Source organism: Xanthomonas campestris pv. phormiicola (assembly GCA_025666215.1).
GTDB classification, from domain to species: Bacteria; Pseudomonadota; Gammaproteobacteria; order Xanthomonadales; family Xanthomonadaceae; genus Xanthomonas_A; species Xanthomonas_A campestris_A.
Map to the genome: position 1 here is coordinate 5,188,094 of CP102593.1, position 18,173 is coordinate 5,206,266.

Here is an 18,173-nt window from a genome sequence, read left to right on the forward strand (position 1 = left end):
GCAAGCCGGGAGGGAAGCACCCTATTGTGTCAGCATGAAGACGGTTACGGCTGAGTGCACGCTAATTGCGTGCGATCACCGCCAGGGTCAGCCGCGACACGCACACCGGCTTGCCGGCCGCGTCCTCGATGCGGATCTCCCAGACCTGGGTGGCGCGGCCCACGTGCAGCGGCCGCGCGGTGCCGGTGACCGTGCCGGCGCGGGCCGCGCGCAGGTGGTTGGCGTTGATCTCCAGGCCCACGCAGATCCGGTCCGGCGCCACGCACAGGTTGCCGGCGCTGCTGCCCAGGGTTTCGGCCAGCACCACCGAGGCGCCGCCGTGCAGCAGTCCGTACGGTTGCAGCGTGCGCGCATCGACCGGCATCGTCGCGCGCAGCCAGTCCGGCCCGGCCTCGGTGAAGACGATGCCCAGGTGCGCGATCAGGGTGTCGCGGGCGGCGGCGTTGAGGGCATCGAGATCGACGGGGTCGCGGAAGGTCATTTTGGGTCCGGGATTTGGGATTTGGGATTCGGGATTGGCAAAAGCGCGATTGTCGGCGCGAGGGGCGCCGCTTGGCGAATCCCCAATCCCGAATCCCCAATCCCGGCACTCAAAGAATCGGCACCAGCCCAGAGCCGAACGCCGTCAGCATACGCACCAGCAGCCATTTCGGGCCGACGTTGACCTCGGGGAAGTCGCCGACCGCACTGTAGCAGCGATGGAAGCCGGGATCGCGCCGGGTCAGCGGCGCCGGGCAGTCGGGGCCGGGCTGGAATTCGTAGTTGGTGGCGTAGCGCCATGGCCAGAAATCCAGCACCGGCAACGCCTCGGAGGCCTTGCCCATGCTGTAGTTCAGGCCCGACAGCACCGGCGGCTTGACCCGCGCCGCCACCGTCCACGAATTCTCCGGCTCGATGTCGCGGCCGATGCTGGCCGCCAGCGCCTGCGCGAACACCGGGTCGGCGATGATCACCGCGCCCTCGGTGTTGTAGGTTTCGCTGCGCGGATCGAAGTTGTGGGTGCCGATCACGCCGATCCGCCGGTCCACCACCAGCGACTTGGCGTGCAGGCCCATGCGCGCGCCGTCGCGGGTCACCGGCAGCGGCCGGTTGGCGACGCGGCGGCTGAGGAACGACGGCCGGGTCTCGGTGCGCAGCACGTGGCGATCGACCTGGCTGCCATCCGCGCGACGACTGCCGGAGGGGCCGCCGCTGCCGCTGCCGAGCATCGCGCTGCGGCCGCTGCGCGCATTGCTGCCGGCGGCGCTGCCGCCGATCAGCGGAGTGCGGGCGCGGTCCTGCTCGGCGTCCGGCAGCTGCAGCGGCGACGGCAGCAGGTTGGCGTAGTCCACCGGCGCGTCCAGCGGGAACGGCTTGTACTCGTAGATGTCGAAGCCCATCTCGCGCAGGTTGCGGCGCTTGTACTTGTACGACAAGGCATACACCACCGGGTTGTCGGTACTGGCCAGGCTGTTGGTGGCCACGATCACCTTGGGCGGCTGCGCGCGCTTGCGCAGGTCGCGGAAGATCTCCTGCGCCGGATCCGACAGCACCAGATACGGGGTCTGCAGGATGATTTCCTGCCTGGCATCGGCGATCAGCCTGTCCAGCCTGGGCGCGGTGGAGATCGCCTTGGGGCCATGCTCGCGGCGATGCTTCTGCGGCAGGTCGGCCACGTAGTCCACGTGGCTGACCGGCAGTGCCGGCAGCACGAAGGTGTCCTCGACGAAGGCCGGATCGGCGGCCTCCTCGCTCACCCGCTGCACCCGCTGCGGGCGCAGGAACTGGGCGGGCGGCATCTGCGGCACGCCGTCGCGCAGCAGCAGCTTGCCGACATCGTTGAGCCGCGCCACCGGCACGCTGCGCCGCGCCGCCCAGTAGGCATCGAAGTTGGCGGCCATGCTGCGCGCCACCGGCCCGGCCACCAGCACGTCGCGGTCGCGGAAGTTGTACTCGCTGTCCCAGTCGTAATAGTCGTCCTGGTAGTTGCGCCCGCCGACCACGCCGATCGCGTCGTCCACCACCAGCAGCTTGTTGTGCATGCGCTGGTTGAAGCGGCGGAAACAGCACAGCACGCTGGCGGCGTAGTGCATGTAGTTGGGCTTGGCCAGGCCGAAGGTGGGGTTGTAGATGCGCAGCGAGAAGTTCTGGTGGGCGCCGGCCAGGGCGCCGAGGATCTGCAGGTCGGAGATCGCCGACAGCTGGTCGATCAGCACCCGCACCCGCACGCCGCGCCGCGCCGCGGCCAGCAGCTCGTCCATCACCAGCCGCGCGCTGTCGTCCTTGTCGAAGATGTAGGTCTGCAGGTCGATGCTGCGGCTGGCGCTGCGGATCAGGTTGACCCGCGCCACCAGCGCTTCCTCGCCATGGTCCAGGATGGTGGCGTAGTGCCGCGGGGCGGCGTCGGCGGACGCGGCGAAGGCCTTGCCGGCCAGCGCGCGCAGCGGCGAGGCCAGTGCGCAGTGATCGCTTTGCGTGCAGTCGACGCGGCCGTCGCGCGCTGCCTCGGCGATCGCCACCGCGCGGCCGTGCTGGGCCTGCGACAGGCTCGCGCAACCGCTGCCGAGCAGCAGCGCCGCCAGCACCAGGACCCTCAACCACGCTGTCACCGGGCATCCGCTCCGGTCAGCCGCGCGCGCAGCACGAAGGTGACCCGATCGCTCAAGGCCAGATCCCACTTGTCCATTCCATAACGTCCACGCAAAACCGTACCGCGGCTGATCACGTCGCAATCATAGCCCGGGCGGCTGCATCCCGCCGGCATCATGGTCAGCGTCTCGGTGTGGCCGACCCCGCGAATGCTCAGCGTACCGACCAGCGCGCCGCCGCTGGTCAGCAGCTCCGGCGGGAACGGCTGCGAATCGAAAGAGACGGTCGGAAAGCGTTCGGCGTCGAAGAAATCCTCGCCGCGCATCCAGCCGGTGTAGCGCGGCTTGCCGGGAATCTGCACGTAGGCGGTGAACAGGCGCAGGCGCACCTGGTGGCGGCCGTCGGGCAACATCTCCACGGTGCCCTCGAAGCGCGGGAAGAAGCCCTCGATGCGCTGCCCGAAGCGGGTGCGGATCTCGAAGCCGAAACGCGACTGGGCCGGATCGAAGGCATGCTCCCCCGGCGACAGCGGCGGCGCCTGCGCGCTGCTCCACCCCGGCAACAGGCACAGCGACAGCAGCGCGGTGCACAGCGCCGGGCGCAGGCGCCGGCGCGGTGCGTTCAGGGCCACCAGAACGCAGTCAGTCGGGCGACACCCGGCTCGATCGCCGCGTCCTGCGGCACCGTCAGCACCACCACGCTGGCGGTGGGCATGCCGCGGTAGTCGCCGGTCTGGCCGCTGTGCATCAACGCCGCCAGCTGCTCCAGGCCCGGGTTGTGGCCGACCAGCAGCAGGCGCTCGACGTCGCGATGCTCGTCCATCAGCGCGGCCAGGGTGCCGGAGGTGGCCTCGTAGATCCGCGGCTCCAGGCGCTGCTCGGCATAGCCGGTCAGTTCCAGCACCGCTTCCAGGGTCTCGCGCGCGCGCCGCGCCGGCGAGCACAGCACGCGGTCGGGCACCAGCCGCTGCTCCAGCAGCCAGCGCCCGGCGGCCTCGGCCTCGGCCAGGCCGTGCGGCGACAGCGGCCGGTCGAAATCGGCCTGGCCGGTGTCGGCCGGTTCGGCATGGGCATGGCGCAGCAGGATCACTTCACGCAGGACGATGGTCATCGGTCAGGCCTTCTTGAGCCACTTGAGCAAGGGTTCCCAGTCCTGCTGGTGATCGCGCACCTGAGCGGAACGGTAGTCGAACAGGCTGCGGCCGAGGCCGACCAGCACCACGTAGGCCTGGCTGTCGCGCAGCTGCGCCAGCACCGGATACGGCCAGCCGCCGAGCATCTCCAACGCCTGTTGCGCGGCGTGGGTCCACGGCTTGCTGCGGTTGATCACCAGCCCCACCGGCAGCTTGCGCTGGTGCACCCGCGGCACCTTGGCCAGGGTGTTGAGGAAGCCGACGGTGGCCTCGATGTCCAGCGCCGACGGCATCACCGGCACCACCACCGCGTCGGCCTCGTCCAGGAACTGGGCCAGGTCCTCGGCCATGGCGCCGGCGGCGCCGTCGATGATCACCCGCTGGGTGTCGTCCGGCAGCGCCGCGCGCCAGGCGCGTTTGCGGCTGGCGTCGATCGGCAGCACCGCGCTGTCCAGGCCGGCGCGGCGCTCGGCCCAGCGGGTCGAGGAGCCCTGCGGATCGGCATCGGCCAGCACCGTCCGCTTGCCGGCCAGCGCGTAGTACGCGGCCAGGTGCGTGGCAATCGTGGTCTTGCCCACGCCGCCCTTGGAGCCGGCCACCAGGATCGTCTTCATGCGCGCCTCGCTTCCGGAAGAAGAGGCCGCAGCGTACACCGGCCCCATGTTGGCCGGTAGTCAACGCGTGGCGGGCGGGGCGGCGCGTTGCTATCGTGGCGGCCCCACGGCAACGGATCGCCCATGAGCGAGCTGCAGGACCTGACCGCGCTGATCCGCGCCAACACCCCCCTGATCGTCATCGAGACCCAGGAGGAGGCGCGCATCGTGGCGCTGTTCCGGCAGGCGCTGATGCAGGTCTGGCGCGCGCTGCACCGCTGGTCGATCACCGAGGGCCTGCGCCGCATCGACCTGGACCGCGAGGACGAGCCGAGCGGCCCGCCCGACGCCAGCGCGGTGCTGCAGGCGATCAAGCGGGCCGACCAGCGCGGCATCTACCTGTTGCTGGACGTGGTGCCGTACCTGGGCTACGCCAGCCACCAGCGCCTGCTGCGCGACATCGTCGAGCGCCGCCATTGCCAGCCGCACGTGCTGGTGCTGATCGGCGCCAGGATCGAGCTGCCGGCCGAACTGGAAGCGCTGGCCACGCGCTTCAACCCGCGCCTGCCCGACGCCAACGCGCTGTTGAAGATGGTGCAGGAAGAGGCCGCCGGCTACGCGCGCGAGTTCGGCGGGCGCCGGGTCGAGGTGGACGGCGAGGCGATCAAGCAGATCCTGCGCAACCTGCAGGGGCTGAGCCTGATCGACGCGCGCCGCATCGCCCGCCAGCTGATCTACGCCGACGGCGCGCTCAACGCCGCCGACCTGCCGCAGCTGGCCCGGCTCAAGTTCGAGCTGCTCAACCGCAGCGGCCACCTGCACTACGAATACGACGCCACCCGCTTCGCCGACGTGGCCGGCGCGCGCCGGCTCAAGCGCTGGATCGAGCAGCGCCGCGCGGTGTTCGCCGGCCCCGCCCCGCCCGGGCTGGACCCGCCCAAGGGCGTGCTGCTGCTGGGCGTGCAGGGCTGCGGCAAGTCGATGCTGGCCAAGGCCACCGCCGCCGGCTTCGGCGTGCCGCTGCTGCGCCTGGACGTCGGCTCGCTGTACGACAAGTACCACGGCGAGACCGAGAAGAACCTGCGCGGCGCGCTGGCCGCGGCCGAACAGCTGGCGCCGTGCGTGCTGTGGATCGACGAGATCGAGAAGGGCCTGGCCAGCGGCGGCGAGGACGGCGGCGTGTCGCGGCGCGTGCTCGGCTACCTGCTGACCTGGATGGCCGAGCGCGGCGGCGCAGCCGGTGCCGGCGGCGTGTTCATCGTCGCCACCGCCAACCAGGTGCACGAACTGCCGGCGGAACTGCTGCGCAAGGGCCGCTTCGACGAGATCTTCTTCATCGACCTGCCCGACGCCGACACGCGGGTGGACTTGCTGCGCCTGCACCTGGCGCGGCGCAAGCTGCGCGAGGACGACTTCGCGCTGCCGGCGCTGGCCGCCGCGGCGAACGGCTTTTCCGGCGCCGAGATCGAGCAGGCCATCGTCTCCGGCCTGTATGCGGCGCATGCCGAGAGCCGGCCGCTGGACACCGAGCTGCTGATGCAGGAACTCCGCGGCACGCGGCCGCTGTCGGTGGTGATGGCCGAGCAGGTGCAGGCGCTGCGCGAGTGGGCGCGCGAGCGCACGGTGCCGGCGGATTGAGCGGCCGACGCCGGTTTCGCCCCCCGACGGGGAATGACCGGTAACGCCCTGCCCGGGGTTGAAACCCCTGCCTTTCGACGTCGTTGGCCGGAGCCAATAAAAATCAATTGGCGACAGCTGCGATGCGCGAGCGCAATGCGCTACGCCCTGTTGCGCCCTCCAACACGATCGGCAGGACATCAGCCGCTTACAAAAGCGGGCATCGAAGACGTTGGAAGGCATGGGGTTGAAACCCCTCTACCTACACGCATGCCCCCAGCAGCCATGCCCACGCCGGCAGCGTGGCCAGCGACAGCAGGATGCCGTAACCGACCAACGCCGCCGCCAACCGCGGCGCCAGCCGGTGCGAGATCGCCAGCGCCGCGGCGGTGATCATCGTCGGCATCGCCGATTCGAGCACGTTGGCCTGCAGCGCCTGCCCGCGCAGGCCCAGCGCCCACGACAGCGGCCAGGCCAGCGCCGGCAACAGCAGCAGCTTCAGCAGCAGGCCGGCGGCGAGCGGCTTGAGTTCCTCGCGCGGCAGCCGCAACTGGATCGAGAAGCCCACCGCCAGCATCACCAGCGGCAGCATCGCATCGGCCAGGTGCTGCAGGCCCGAGCCGATCCACGCCGGCGGCTGCGCCGGCATCAGCGTCAGCGCGAACGCCAGCGCCCACAGCGGCGGGAAGCGGGCCATGCGCAGCAGCGTCTGCCGCGGCGACGGCGGGGTCTCGCCGCCGTAGCGGGCCAGCACGTACAGGCCGAAGCTGGACAGCAGCACGAAGGTGCCGAACTGGTCGTAGACCACCGCATACGGCAGCGCCGCCTCGCCGAGCAGCGCGCGCACCATCGGATAGCCGATGAAGCTGGAATTGCTCAGGCCCACGCACAACAGCAGCGCCGCGTGCTCCTCGCGGCGCAGGCGCAGCGGCCGGCGCAGCGCCAGCACCGCCAGCACGGTGACGACGGCCAACAGCCACGGGGTGACCATCAGCCCGAGCAGGGACAGGTTCAACTGCAGGCGCGGCACGTAGATCAGCACCGAGGCCGGCAGGCACAGGTACAGCACCACGCCGTTGAGCACTTCGGTGGTGTTGGCCGGCAACACGCGCAGGCGCGCGAACAGCTTGCCGAGCGCCAACATGGCCAGGATCAGGGCGAACGCGTCGAAAGCCATCGGTACAACGGGAATCTGGTGGGTACGCCGGCATCATCGCATGCACCTGACGGCAGGCCGGTCGATCACATGCACCGTGGCGCGCGGCGTGGCTGCGCTGTTGCACGCAACGTTCCTGCGTCGGGGCTGAACAGTGCACCCGGCCGGCTCGCCGCGTCCCCCCTGTGGGAGCGACTTCAGTCGCGACGAACGGAGCGATGCACCTTCGGTTTCGGACAGGCCCGTGCGGTGGAACGCGGCGCGGCGGCGCTGACCCATGCAGCGTCCCCGCGCCGGGGCCGAAGACCCACCTGCAGCAGCCCAGCCGCGCCATCGCTAGCCGCTGCTGCGGCGACTCAGGCTACAACTCGAGGACAAGCGCAACTCAGGGCCAGGCGGGCGGCTTGGCCTGCCAGGCGGCCTGCACGTCGGCCAGGGTGGCGCGTTCGTCGTCGCGCCAGGCCGGCAGCAGCTTGGCGAAGTCGGCACCGGGTCCCCACTGGTCCGGCCAGGTGCGCACGGCGGCGGCGTACCACTTCACCGCCTCGTCCTTGCGGTCCAGCCGCCACAGCACCAGCGCCAGCGTCGGCGGCACCCAGTCCGGCGCCGCCGGGCGGCCGCGGACCAGGCCGCTCCATTGCGCCAGCGCGCGCGCCGGGTCGCCGGCACGCAACAGATCCCAGCCGTAGTTCCACTCGATCTGGCGGCGCTGCGCGCCGGGCGTCAGCGTGCGCAGCGCCGCCTGGTACAGCTCTTCGCCCAGCTCGCGGCGCCCGCCGGCCATGGCGATCGCCGCCAGCTGCGCGCGCGCCTCGACCGCGTTCGGATCGCGCTGCACGGTGCTGGCGAGGCGATCGACCAGCGCCTCGCCGGTGCCGCCGATCGCCGCCACCGGGCGCGTGGTGCCGCGGTCCTGATCGAAGTAGAACTCCTTCGGCGCCGGCAGGGTCTGCGCCTGCGCATCGACCGCGGCCGCGCTCACCCAGGCCAGCATCGCGGCCAGTGCGTATTTATGTGCATTCACTGCTGACAACCCCTTGGAGGTGGTCCCCTCCCCCGTCCGCATCCTAACCGCGTCGGCCGCCGGGGGCGAGGGGCGGGCGCACAAAATGCCGCTGATACAATCGGCCGATCGTGTGCGGCCTGCGCCGCGCGCGCGCCAGCCGTCCATTTCCAGGCAAGCCATGAACCGCATCGCCGATCCGCGTCCGCCGTCTTCCCTCGCCGTGCCGGCAACCGCCGTCATCGACGCCGGCTACACCCTGGAGCACAAGTACACCCGCACCGACGGCCGCATCTATCTGTCGGGCGTGCAGGCGCTGGTGCGCCTGCCGCTGATGCAGCAGTTGCGCGACCGTGCCGCCGGGCTGAACACCGGCGGCTTCGTCAGCGGCTACCGCGGCAGCCCGTTGGGCGGCTTCGATCTGGAACTGTGGCGCGCGCGCAAACACCTGGACGCGGCCAACGTGAAGTTCCAGCCCGGCCTCAACGAGGACCTGGGCGCGACCATGGTGTGGGGCACCCAGCAGACCAACCTGTTCCCCGGCGCGCGCGTGGATGGCGTGTACGCGATGTGGTACGGCAAGGGCCCGGGCGTGGACCGCTGCGGCGACGTGTTCAAGCACGGCAATGCCGCCGGCACCTCGCGCCACGGCGGCGTGCTGGCGCTGGCCGCCGACGACCACGCCTGCCGCAGTTCGACCCTGCCGCACGGCTCGGAAGAGGAATTCGTCAGCGCGATGATGCCGGTGCTCAATCCGGCCGGAGTGCAGGACATCCTCGACCTGGGCCTGGTCGGCTGGGCGATGAGCCGCTACACCGGGCGCTGGATCGGCTTCAAGACCATTGCCGAGACGGTGGAGTCGTCGGCCTCGGTGGAAGTGGACCCGTTCGCGCGGCAGATCGTGCTGCCGGAGGATTTCGAACTGCCGCCGGGCGGGCTCAACATCCGCTGGCCGGATCCGCCGCTGGACCAGGAGATGCGCCTGCACCGTTACGCAGTGCGCGCCGCGCAGGCCTTCGCCCGCGCCAACGGCGTGGACCGCACGGTGCTGGATTCGCCGCAGGCGCGGCTGGGCATCGTCACCACCGGCAAGAGCTACCTGGACGTGCTGCAGGCGCTGGAATACCTGGGCCTGGACGAGCGCGCCTGCCGCGACATCGGCATCCGCGTGTACAAGGTGGGCATGACCTGGCCGCTGGAGCCGGTCGGCATCGCCGCGTTCGCGCAGGGCCTGGACGACATCGTGGTGGTGGAGGAGAAGAAGGCCTTCATCGAGCGGCAGATGAAGGAACAGTTCTACAACTGGCCGGCCAGCGCCGGTCCGCGCCCGAGCATCGTCGGCAAGTACGACGAGGCCGGCGAATGGATCCTGCCGTCCACCGGCGAACTGACCCCGGCGACCATCGCCGCGGTGATCGGCAAGCGCATCCAGCGCCTGCTTCAATCGAGCGCGATCAACACCGAGTCGATCGAGCAGCGGCTGCGCTGGATGGAGGCCAAGGAAGCGGAAATGGCCCTGCCGCGCGCCAATTTCCCGCGCGTGCCGCACTACTGCTCCGGCTGCCCGCACAACACCTCCACCGTGGTGCCGGAGGGCTCGCGCGCGCTGGGCGGGATCGGTTGCCACTACATGGTAACGTGGATGGACCGGTCCACCGACACCTTCACCCACATGGGCGGCGAAGGCGTCACCTGGGCCGGGCAGGCGCCGTTCACCGACACCCCGCACGTGTTCCAGAACCTCGGCGACGGCACCTACTTCCACAGCGGCTCGCTGGCGATCCGCCAGTCGATCGCCGCCGGCGTCAACATCACCTACAAGATCCTCTACAACGACGCGGTGGCGATGACCGGCGGGCAGCCGGTGGACGGCACGTTGAGCGTGCCCGACATCGCCCGGCAGATGCGTGCCGAAGGCGTGCACAGCATCGCCCTGGTCAGCGACGACATCGGCAAGTGGACGCGGCGCCGCGAGCAATTCCCCAGCGACGTGGAGTTCCACGACCGCAGCGAGCTGGACGCGGTGCAAAAGCGCCTGCGCGAGGTCAAGGGCACCAGCATCCTGATCTACGACCAGACCTGCGCCACCGAGAAGCGGCGCCGGCGCAAGCGCGGCAAGCTGCCCGATCCGGCCAAGCGCGTGCTGGTCAATTCGCTGGTCTGCGAGGGCTGCGGCGACTGCGGCGAAAAGAGCTTCTGCGTGTCGGTGCTGCCGAAGGAGACCGAGTTCGGGCGCAAGCGCCAGATCGACCAGTCCGGCTGCAACAAGGACTATTCCTGCGTCTCCGGCTTCTGCCCCAGCTTCGTCACCGTGCACGGCGGGCAGCTGCGCAAGGGCGGCAAGGCCGATGCGGCCACGCTGCTGCAGGACCTGCCGGCGCCGGTGTTCCGCAGCGACCTGGCGCAGCCCTGGAACATCCTCATCACCGGCGTCGGCGGCACCGGCGTGGTCACCATCGGCGCGTTGCTGGGCATGGCCGGACACCTGGAAGGCAAGGGCGCCAGCGTGCTCGACCAGACCGGCCTGGCGCAGAAGGGCGGCGCGGTCACCACCCATATCCGCCTGGCGCGCCAGCCCGAGGACCTGCACGCGGTGCGCATCGCCGCCGGCGAGGCCGACCTGGTGCTGGGCTGCGACATGGTCGTGGTCAACGACTACTGGGCACTGTCCAAGGTGCGCGGCGACCGCTCGCAGGTGGTGCTCAACACCTACGAAGCGATGCCCGGCACCTTCACCACGCATCCGGACATGCAGTTCCCCGCCGCCGACATCGTCGCCGGGGTGCGCCTGGCCTTGGGCGGGCGCGACCCCTTGCTGCTCGACGCCACGCAACTGGCCACCGCGCTGCTCGGCGACGCCATCGCCAGCAACCTGTTCATGCTCGGCTACGCCTGGCAGCAGGGGCTGGTGCCGCTGTCGCACGACGCGCTGATGCGTGCGATCGAACTCAACGGCGCGGCCGTGGCGATGAACCAGCAGGCCTTCGCCTGGGGCCGCCTGGCGGCGCTGGACCTGGCCACGGTGCAGCAGGCCGCGGGCATGCCCGGCAGCGTTGCGAGCGAGGCCGAACCCGCTGCGCAGCGGCTGCAACAACTGCCACCGGGCGAGTGGGAAGGCCACGAGGGCGGCGCCAGCGCCGCGCCGCGCAATCCGCACAACGCGCGCCAGGCGCGCGACCTGCCCGCCGCCGCCGATGCCGCCGACAGCGGCCATGCGCCGCTGGACGACACGCGCCTGTCGCGCTCGCTGCACGAACTGGTCGCGCGCCGCCGCGCGTTCCTGGTCGATTACCAGGACAGCGCCTACGCCGCGCGCTACGCCACGCTGGTGGAGCGCGTGCGCGAGGCCGAACAGCGCGTCGCCGCCGGTGCCACCGCTTTGACCGAGGCGGTGGCACGCTACGCGTTCAAGCTGATGGCCTACAAGGACGAATACGAAGTGGCGCGGCTGTACACCAGCGGCGATTTCCAGCGCCAGCTGCAGCAGCAGTTCGACGGCGCCTATTCGCTGCGCTTCCACCTGGCGCCGCCGCTGCTGGCCAGGAAGGACGCGCAGGGCCGCGCGCTGAAGCGCGAGTTCGGGCCGTGGATGCTCACCGCGTTCAAGTGGCTGGCCAAGCTGCGCGTGCTGCGCGGCGGCAAGTTCGACCTCTTCGGCTACAGCGCCGAACGCCGCGGCGAGCGGCAGCTGATCGTCGACTACGAACGCACCGTGGGCGAACTGCTGGAACGCCTGGCGGCGGACAACCTGGCGCTGGCGGTGGAGATCGCCAGCGTGCCGGAACACATCCGCGGCTACGGCCACGTCAAGGAAGCGCACCTGCACGAGGCCAGGCAGCGCGAGGCACGGCTGCTGGCGACCTGGCGCAATCCGAAGGCCTTGCATATCGTGCAGGCGGCTTGAACTGCTGGATCGGTCGCGCGACGCGGCAAAAGTGGTCGGGGCCGAAGTCCCTCCTGCAGGGCATCCGAGCAGTCGCCGCACGCTGCTGCAGGCACGGTTGCAACCGCGCCCATCGGTGTGTTGACCGGCCGACAACGTCATCGACGGCAGATGCGGTCGCGGCGGAAGGCGCTCCTGCAGTGCAGCGGCCGATCATCCGGTTCGCCATAAAAAAACGCTGCCGACATGCAGCCGGCAGCGTTCCATGGGACACAGGGGAGCGTGGATCGCGGGCGTGATTCAGCCGGCGCCCGCGCGATCCGAATGCCCACCTCGCTGCGCTATCAACCCCGCGGATCGGTCGGCGTGCCGCGGCCCGAACCGTAGCGATCCGAATGGAAGGCCTCGCGCACGGCCGCCTTGGCCTGCGCCCAGGTCAGCCGCGAACGGTCCTTGGCGCGTTCCCAGCCGCTTTCCAGATCCGTTTCCAGGCGCTCGTCCCAGTCGCGGTCCTGATAGCGGCTGCGCGCCTGGATGCCATAACGGTAGGCCGGACGGTAGTCGTCGTAGCCGGCGTCGCCATCGCGATAATCCACGCTGTCGAAACGCTCGGCATAGTAATGGTCGCTGTCCTCGTAGGTGCGGTAAGTGCTGTCGGCGCGCTGCCAGGAATCGCGCGCGGCCAGCCGTGCGTCCTCCCACTCCAGGCGCGATTCGCCGCGACGGGTACCCCAGTCGCGCGACAGCTCTGCTTCGGTCTCTTCCCAACTGCGGGTCGGATACTGCTCGCGCGCCTGCAGGCCGAAACCGTAGGCGGCCGCGTAGTCGCGTTCGTAGTCGTAGTCGGACTTCACGTAGTCGCGGTTGCGATATTCTTCGCGCCAGTACTCGGTTTCGCCGGTCGGGTCGATGCGTTCGGCGACGCCCTTGCCCGCGGCGGCACCGACGACGACGCCGACCGCAGCACCGATCAGCGTGCCGAGCGGCCCGAACACGGTACCGGCCAGCGCCCCGGCAGCGACGCCGCCCGCGGTGCCGCCGACGCCGACGCCGACCGGATGCGAGCCCGGCGTGCCGGAGAGGGGATCGCGATTGAGATCGCGCGCTTCGTTGTTGCTCATTGGGAACGCTCCGCAGTGATTGGGATCACCGGCCATCCGCATCGGCCCGTGGTGATGCACAGTGGCGAACGTGCGGTTAATCCCCCGTGCCATCGGGGTGAGCGCGCGATGAGGCCCCATCGCGGGTACCGTCACGCTTTCGCAACGACCGCGGCTGCACGCGCGGCGCGTGCCTCAGCCGCGCCGCCAGACCAGGCAGCGGTTGTTCGTCGGCAGTGCCACGTCCTCCTGCAGCAGCAGTCCTTGCGCCTGCGCCAGCGCGTCGAGCGCTTCGAAGTCGCGGATACCGCTCGCCGCATCGCGCGCCTTCAGCCAGGCATCGAACTCCCGGTTGCTGTCGCTGCTGAACGTGCCGCCATAATTGAACGGGCCGTACACAGCCAGCGTGGCGCTGTCGCTACCGGCCAGCAGCGTGCCGACACCGGCGAAGAACGCCTGCACCGCGGGCCAGCCCATGATGTGCAGCGTATTGGCGGTGAACACCGCATCGTAGCCGGCGACCGGCCATGGCCCGGCCTGCACGTCCAGCGCCAGGGCCGGCGGCGTGTTCGGCAATGCCGCCGCGTCCAGCCATTGCGCGATGCCGGGCAGGTGCTCGGCACGCTCGCTGCACTGCCAGGTCAATTGCGGCAGGGCGGCGGCGAAATGCACCGCATGCTGGCCGGTGCCGCTGCCGATCTCCAGCACATGGCGGCGCTCGGCGAAATGCCGCTGCAGCACCTGCAGGATCGGATCGCGATTGCGGTCGCAGGACGGTGCGTAGGGTCTATCGTTCATCGCTCATCGCTTGGTGGCGACCGCAGCAGGCGCCGCGGCCTGGCGGAGGCGTATCGCGGTCAACTGCGCGAACGCACGAAGATGCGCTTGCTGCCGCCTTCGTTGCCGCGTTCCTCGAGTTCGAACTGCGCCGACAGCCGGCGCAGCAGGTCGCTGAGCTTCTTGTGCCCGTACAGGCGCGGATCGAAATCCGGGCGCACCTTGTTGAGGTAGCTGCCGACGCTGCCGAGTCCGGCCCAGCCCTGGTCGTCGGAGGCTTCCTCGATCGCCTGGCGCAGCAGTTTCAGCGGTGCGGACAGCTTCGCATCGGCGGGCGCAGCGGGCGCCGCCGCGGGCGCGGCCACGGCAGCCACTGTCTCGGGCCTGGCGGTCTGCGCCGCCTGCGCAACCTGTGGCGTCTTGCGCCCCTTGCCCGCCGGCTTGGCGGCCGCGGCCGCCGGCTTGGACGGTTCGGCGCTGGCCGCCTCGCTGCGCAGCACTTCGGTGTAGATGAACTTGTCGCAGGCCTGCACGAACGCGTCCGGCGTCTTGCGCTCGCCGAAGCCGTACACGGTCGGTCCTTCCTCGCGCAGGCGCTGCGCCAGGCGGGTGAAATCGCTGTCGCTGGAGACCAGGCAGAAGCCATCGAAGCGGCCGGTGTACAGCAGGTCCATCGCGTCGATGATCAGCGAGCTGTCGGTGGCGTTCTTGCCGCTGGTGTAGGCGAACTGCTGCACCGGGCTGATCGAGTGCTTCAGCAGCGCCTGCTTCCACTGGGTCATGCGCGTGCTGGTGAAGTCGCCGTAGATGCGCTTGACGCTGGCCACGCCGTACTTGGCCACTTCGGCCAGCAGGCCTTCGATCACCGACGGCTGCGCGTTGTCGGCATCGATCAGCACCGCCAGGCGCGGCTGGTCGTCGTCGGTCTCGGATCTGGAACGGGTTTTCATGGCGGGGACCTGCGTGGAAACGGAAGCGTCGGCGGGAGCGCAGCGCGGTGCCGCTGGCGCGCTCGGCGCCGTGTGCCACTGTGCCACTCCGGCGCAGCGGCGGCCAGTCTTGCCGAATGACGGCGGTCGCTTCGCCGGCGAGCGCAGGCGATCCAGGTCGCCGCGTCACGCGCCGCATCGGACCACGCTGCAGCCGCACTCGCTCGGCGCCGCCGCGCCCGCTGCCGCACGCGCACCGCCTCAGGGCGTTGCGGCAGGCGCCTGCGGCAACGCCAGGTGCTTGCGGAAGAAGCGCGCGATCACCCGCAGGGCCTGCCGGCTTTCGGGCCGCGTGTCGTTCAGAGGGCTGCAGGCGTTCATCGAAGTGATGCGCGAACTGGGGTAGCGCGTATCAGCGCGACGCCGGCAGCGCCTCGTAGGCCTGCCGCACCGCCGCATCGCCATAGCGCCGTTCCAGCCGGCGCACGATGAAGTGGCCGCGCGCCATCGCCTGGAAGTGGGCCATGAACACCGTGTTGAGCAGCGCGCCGCTGGCCGCGCCGACCAGCGGCACCGCCTGCGCGGCCAGCTTCTCGCTGACCGTGATCGAGAACTTCGCCGCGATCCGCGACATCAGCGACACCAGCGCCGGCGCGCCCTTGCTGCCGATGCCGTGCGCGGCGATGTACTGCGCGGCGGCGCTGAGCTGCTGCGCCATCGCCGTGCGCACCGCGAAGTAGCCCGATTCGCTGCCGTCGTCGCGCGCACTGCGGCCGCCGTGCGCCAGCACTTCCAGGCAGGCCAGGGTGGTGGCCGGATCGTCCAGCCGTTCGCCCTCGGCGCGGGCGATGTCGGCGATCGAACGCAGCATCAGCGTGGTAGTCAGCGGCAGTTCCACCAGCAACCCGGGCAGGCCGAAGAAACCGCCGGCGGCGCCGGTCGCGGCCACCGCCACCCCATGCAGGCGCGGCCGCGCCGCGCCCGGTGCCTGGGTGCGCAGGGTCAGCAGCGCCGAGCGCAAGGCGATGCGCAGCGCGCGATGGCTGATCGTGTCGATGCGCGAGGACAGCGCCTTCGGCAGCCGCTTGCTGAGCAGATCCTCGATCGGCGCGCCGACCGTATTGGCGATCTTCGCCGCCAGGCCGGGATGTTCGAGCAGCGCGTGCGCCTGGGCCAGATCGCGGTGGTCGGCGGCATCCATGGCGGGAACGGGGAGATTGGAGGTCATGGCCGAGAGTCTTGGCGTGGGAATGCACAGCATGCACCGGCCGGTGGCGCGATGCTGTCGAGGGCAGATGACGAAACCGGGTATGCGACGGGTCGCAGGCACCTTAGCCCGCGATCTGTTCCAGCGTGCGGTTGCGGGTACGCGGCCCGAAGATGCCGATGATCCCGGCCACCGCCAGCAGGCTGGCGACGATGAAGGCCAGCACGCCGCGGTTGCCGGCGCGCTCCAGCAGCAGTCCGATCAGCAGGCTGCTGCCGGCGGTGGACAGGCGGCTGAAGGAATAGCAGAAGCCGACCGCGCGGGCACGCAGCGCGGTCGGGAACAGTTCGGCCTGGTAGCCGTGGTAGGCGAAGCTCATCCAGGCATTGCAGAACGTGATCGCCGCGCCGCAGGCGATGATCGCCAGCGGCTGGGTCTGCCAGGCGAACAGCGTGCCGAACAGCATCGCGCCGAGCGCCGACCACACCACCTGCCACTTGTTCTCCCAGCGCTGGGCGACGCGCAGCAACAGCAGCGGCGCCAGCGGATAGGCCAGCGAGATCGCGAACGCATAGCCCAGCCCATGCACGCTGTCCGCGCCTTGCGCCGACAACAGCGCCGGCAACCAGTTGCCGAAGCCGAAGAAGCCGATCGCCTGGAACACATGGAACGCCACCAGCATCGCCACGCGGCGCCGGTAGGGCGCCTTCCACAGCGCGCCGAAACGCCCCCGCGTCGCGGCGCAGGCGAGTTGCGGTTCGATCCTCGGCGCATCCAGCGCGCGCCCCAGGTCCGCCGTACACCGCGCTTCCAGATCGCGCAGCACCGCATCGGCCTCGGCGTGCCGACCCTGCGCCGCCAGCCAGCGCGCCGATTCCGGCAAGCGCCGGCGCAGCCACCAGACCGCCACCGCGAACGTGCCGCTGAGCAGCACCACCCAACGCCAGCCGCTGACCCCGAGCGGCGCCTGCGGCACCAAGGCCCAGGCGCTCACCGCCACCGCCGGCACCGCCAGGAACTGCACGAAGAACGCGAACGCGAAAGCCGCTCCGCGCATGTGCCTGGGCATCAGTTCGGACAGATAGGTATCGATGGTGACCAGCTCGATGCCCAGGCCGATACCGACCACGAAGCGCAGGACGATCACGCCCAGCGCCGTGCCCTGCAGCCCCATCGCCACGGTCGCGGCGGTGTACCAGAGCAGCGCGAAGGCGAACACCGGCCGGCGCCCGAAGCGATCGGCGAATGGACTGAGCAGGCTCGCGCCGAGGAACAGGCCCAGGAACGTGGCCGAGGCGAACGCGGCCTGGTCGGCGATGCCGAAGACGCCCGCCGTTCCGGTGGCGAAGATGCCGTCGTGCAACAGGCCCGGGCTGATGTAGGCGGTCTGGAACAGGTCGTAGAGTTCGAAGAAACCGCCCAGCGCCAGCAACGCGACCAGCCGCCACAGCGTGGCCGTCGCCGGCAGGCGATCGATGCGCGCGGCCACCAGCGCGACGGAATCGGAAGCAGCAGCGGCGGGATCGAGCATGGGCATGCACCGGCGACAGGGGTCGCCGACAGCCTCGGCCGTCGGCGCTGCGGCATGCTGCCCGATTGCCCTGCGTCTCCGCTACCGCCAGTGGCAAAGATTGCGGGCGCAGTCCGCCCCGCGTTCAGCGGGACGTCGGCTTGCAGCGCGTGCGTGACGCCAGCGGGCTAACGCAGGAACAGCACGTTCAGATCCTGCTTCGGCACGAAATCCTTGCGCCCGAATTCGAAGGTCAGCGGACCGGTCCGCTTCAACGCGCCATCGAAGCACGGACTGACCAGGTCGGCCGGCCCGCGCTTTTTCAAGGTCAGGTGGAAATCCTGGATCGGCCCCTTCCAGTTGTTGCCGGTCAGCTGGATGTAGCGCAGGTGCTCCATTGCAGGCCTACTCGCCCTCGCGGCGGCGCGCGCTGACCGCGGGCCGGCGTGCCGTCTGCGCATCCCTGCACAAGCGACGTTCGCGCCGATCACATCGGGACGCTGCGCGCCTGATTCCGTGCCGGCTCCTGGGCCTGCAAACGCCGCAAGCGGCCAGCAGCGCGGTGGCCAGCACGAGTACCAGGAGCCTGGAAGTCGCAGCACGCGGGGACGCGCCCGGTGAGCGCGCGCGAACCGATCCATGGTCCTGAGCAGACCGATGTCGCAAGACGAAGAAGCGATCGGAGTATCGCCACGCCA

At 70.4% G+C, this 18,173-nt stretch carries 15 protein-coding genes; 2 read left to right on the forward strand and 13 right to left on the reverse strand.

What is annotated here, in order from left to right; genetic code table 11:
* Positions 1-61: 61 nt before the first annotated feature.
* The 5 genes from NRY95_22025 to NRY95_22045 all read right to left on the reverse strand — a co-directional run bounded on the left by NRY95_22025 (position 62) and on the right by NRY95_22045 (position 4,314).
* On the reverse strand, positions 62-481 hold the full coding sequence (locus tag NRY95_22025) for a hotdog fold thioesterase (GenBank protein ID UYC16319.1): 420 nt from the start codon (positions 479-481) through the stop codon (positions 62-64).
* Between the two features lie 109 nt (positions 482-590).
* Positions 591-2,588 carry a phospholipase D family protein gene (locus NRY95_22030; protein UYC16320.1) on the reverse strand — a complete coding sequence of 666 codons (1,998 nt, stop codon included), beginning with the start codon at positions 2,586-2,588 and terminating at the stop codon, positions 591-593.
* Positions 2,585-3,139 (reverse strand): YceI family protein, encoded by a 555-nt coding sequence (locus NRY95_22035; protein UYC18663.1) that lies wholly within the window; start codon positions 3,137-3,139, stop codon positions 2,585-2,587. The genes NRY95_22030 and NRY95_22035 overlap by 4 nt, the downstream gene beginning before the upstream one ends.
* 50 nt (positions 3,140-3,189) lie before the next feature.
* Positions 3,190-3,666, reverse strand: coding sequence for a histidine phosphatase family protein (locus NRY95_22040; protein UYC18664.1), 477 nt, complete (start codon positions 3,664-3,666; stop codon positions 3,190-3,192).
* A 15-nt stretch (positions 3,667-3,681) separates the two neighbouring features.
* The gene (locus tag NRY95_22045) at positions 3,682-4,314 is read right to left on the reverse strand and encodes a ParA family protein (GenBank protein UYC16321.1); all 633 of its coding nucleotides are present in this window, start codon (positions 4,312-4,314) and stop codon (positions 3,682-3,684) included.
* Positions 4,315-4,437: 123 nt separating this feature from the next.
* On the opposite strand from NRY95_22045, the gene NRY95_22050 reads away from it, so the two are divergent.
* Positions 4,438-5,931 (forward strand): AAA family ATPase, encoded by a 1,494-nt coding sequence (locus tag NRY95_22050; protein ID UYC16322.1) that lies wholly within the window; start codon positions 4,438-4,440, stop codon positions 5,929-5,931.
* Positions 5,932-6,172: 241 nt separating this feature from the next.
* Here NRY95_22050 and NRY95_22055 read toward each other — a convergent pair whose 3' ends face one another.
* Both NRY95_22055 and NRY95_22060 read right to left on the reverse strand, forming a co-directional pair.
* Complete coding sequence (locus NRY95_22055) at positions 6,173-7,087, reverse strand: AEC family transporter (GenBank protein ID UYC16323.1); 915 nt, start codon at positions 7,085-7,087, stop codon at positions 6,173-6,175.
* A gap of 364 nt (positions 7,088-7,451) precedes the next feature.
* A complete protein-coding gene (locus NRY95_22060; GenBank protein UYC18665.1) occupies positions 7,452-8,060 on the reverse strand; it encodes a tetratricopeptide repeat protein in 609 nt (202 codons plus the stop codon).
* Positions 8,061-8,250: 190 nt separating this feature from the next.
* Here NRY95_22060 and NRY95_22065 point away from each other — a divergent pair, with 190 nt between their 5' ends.
* The gene (locus tag NRY95_22065) at positions 8,251-11,973 is read left to right on the forward strand and encodes an indolepyruvate ferredoxin oxidoreductase family protein (protein UYC16324.1); all 3,723 of its coding nucleotides are present in this window, start codon (positions 8,251-8,253) and stop codon (positions 11,971-11,973) included.
* Positions 11,974-12,296: 323 nt separating this feature from the next.
* Here the strand turns inward: NRY95_22065 and NRY95_22070 are convergent, their stop codons facing one another.
* The 6 genes from NRY95_22070 to NRY95_22095 all read right to left on the reverse strand — a co-directional run bounded on the left by NRY95_22070 (position 12,297) and on the right by NRY95_22095 (position 17,873).
* Complete coding sequence (locus tag NRY95_22070) at positions 12,297-13,073, reverse strand: hypothetical protein (protein UYC16325.1); 777 nt, start codon at positions 13,071-13,073, stop codon at positions 12,297-12,299.
* Between the two features lie 174 nt (positions 13,074-13,247).
* Complete coding sequence (locus NRY95_22075) at positions 13,248-13,850, reverse strand: class I SAM-dependent methyltransferase (protein UYC16326.1); 603 nt, start codon at positions 13,848-13,850, stop codon at positions 13,248-13,250.
* Between the two features lie 59 nt (positions 13,851-13,909).
* Entirely contained in the window at positions 13,910-14,779 is an 870-nt protein-coding gene (locus NRY95_22080; GenBank protein ID UYC16327.1) for an NYN domain-containing protein, read from the reverse strand.
* A gap of 391 nt (positions 14,780-15,170) precedes the next feature.
* Entirely contained in the window at positions 15,171-15,986 is an 816-nt protein-coding gene (locus NRY95_22085; protein UYC16328.1) for an EcsC family protein, read from the reverse strand.
* Positions 15,987-16,089: 103 nt separating this feature from the next.
* Complete coding sequence (locus NRY95_22090) at positions 16,090-17,496, reverse strand: MFS transporter (protein UYC16329.1); 1,407 nt, start codon at positions 17,494-17,496, stop codon at positions 16,090-16,092.
* A gap of 167 nt (positions 17,497-17,663) precedes the next feature.
* A complete protein-coding gene (locus NRY95_22095; GenBank protein ID UYC16330.1) occupies positions 17,664-17,873 on the reverse strand; it encodes a DUF4424 domain-containing protein in 210 nt (69 codons plus the stop codon).
* Positions 17,874-18,173: the final 300 nt, after the last annotated feature.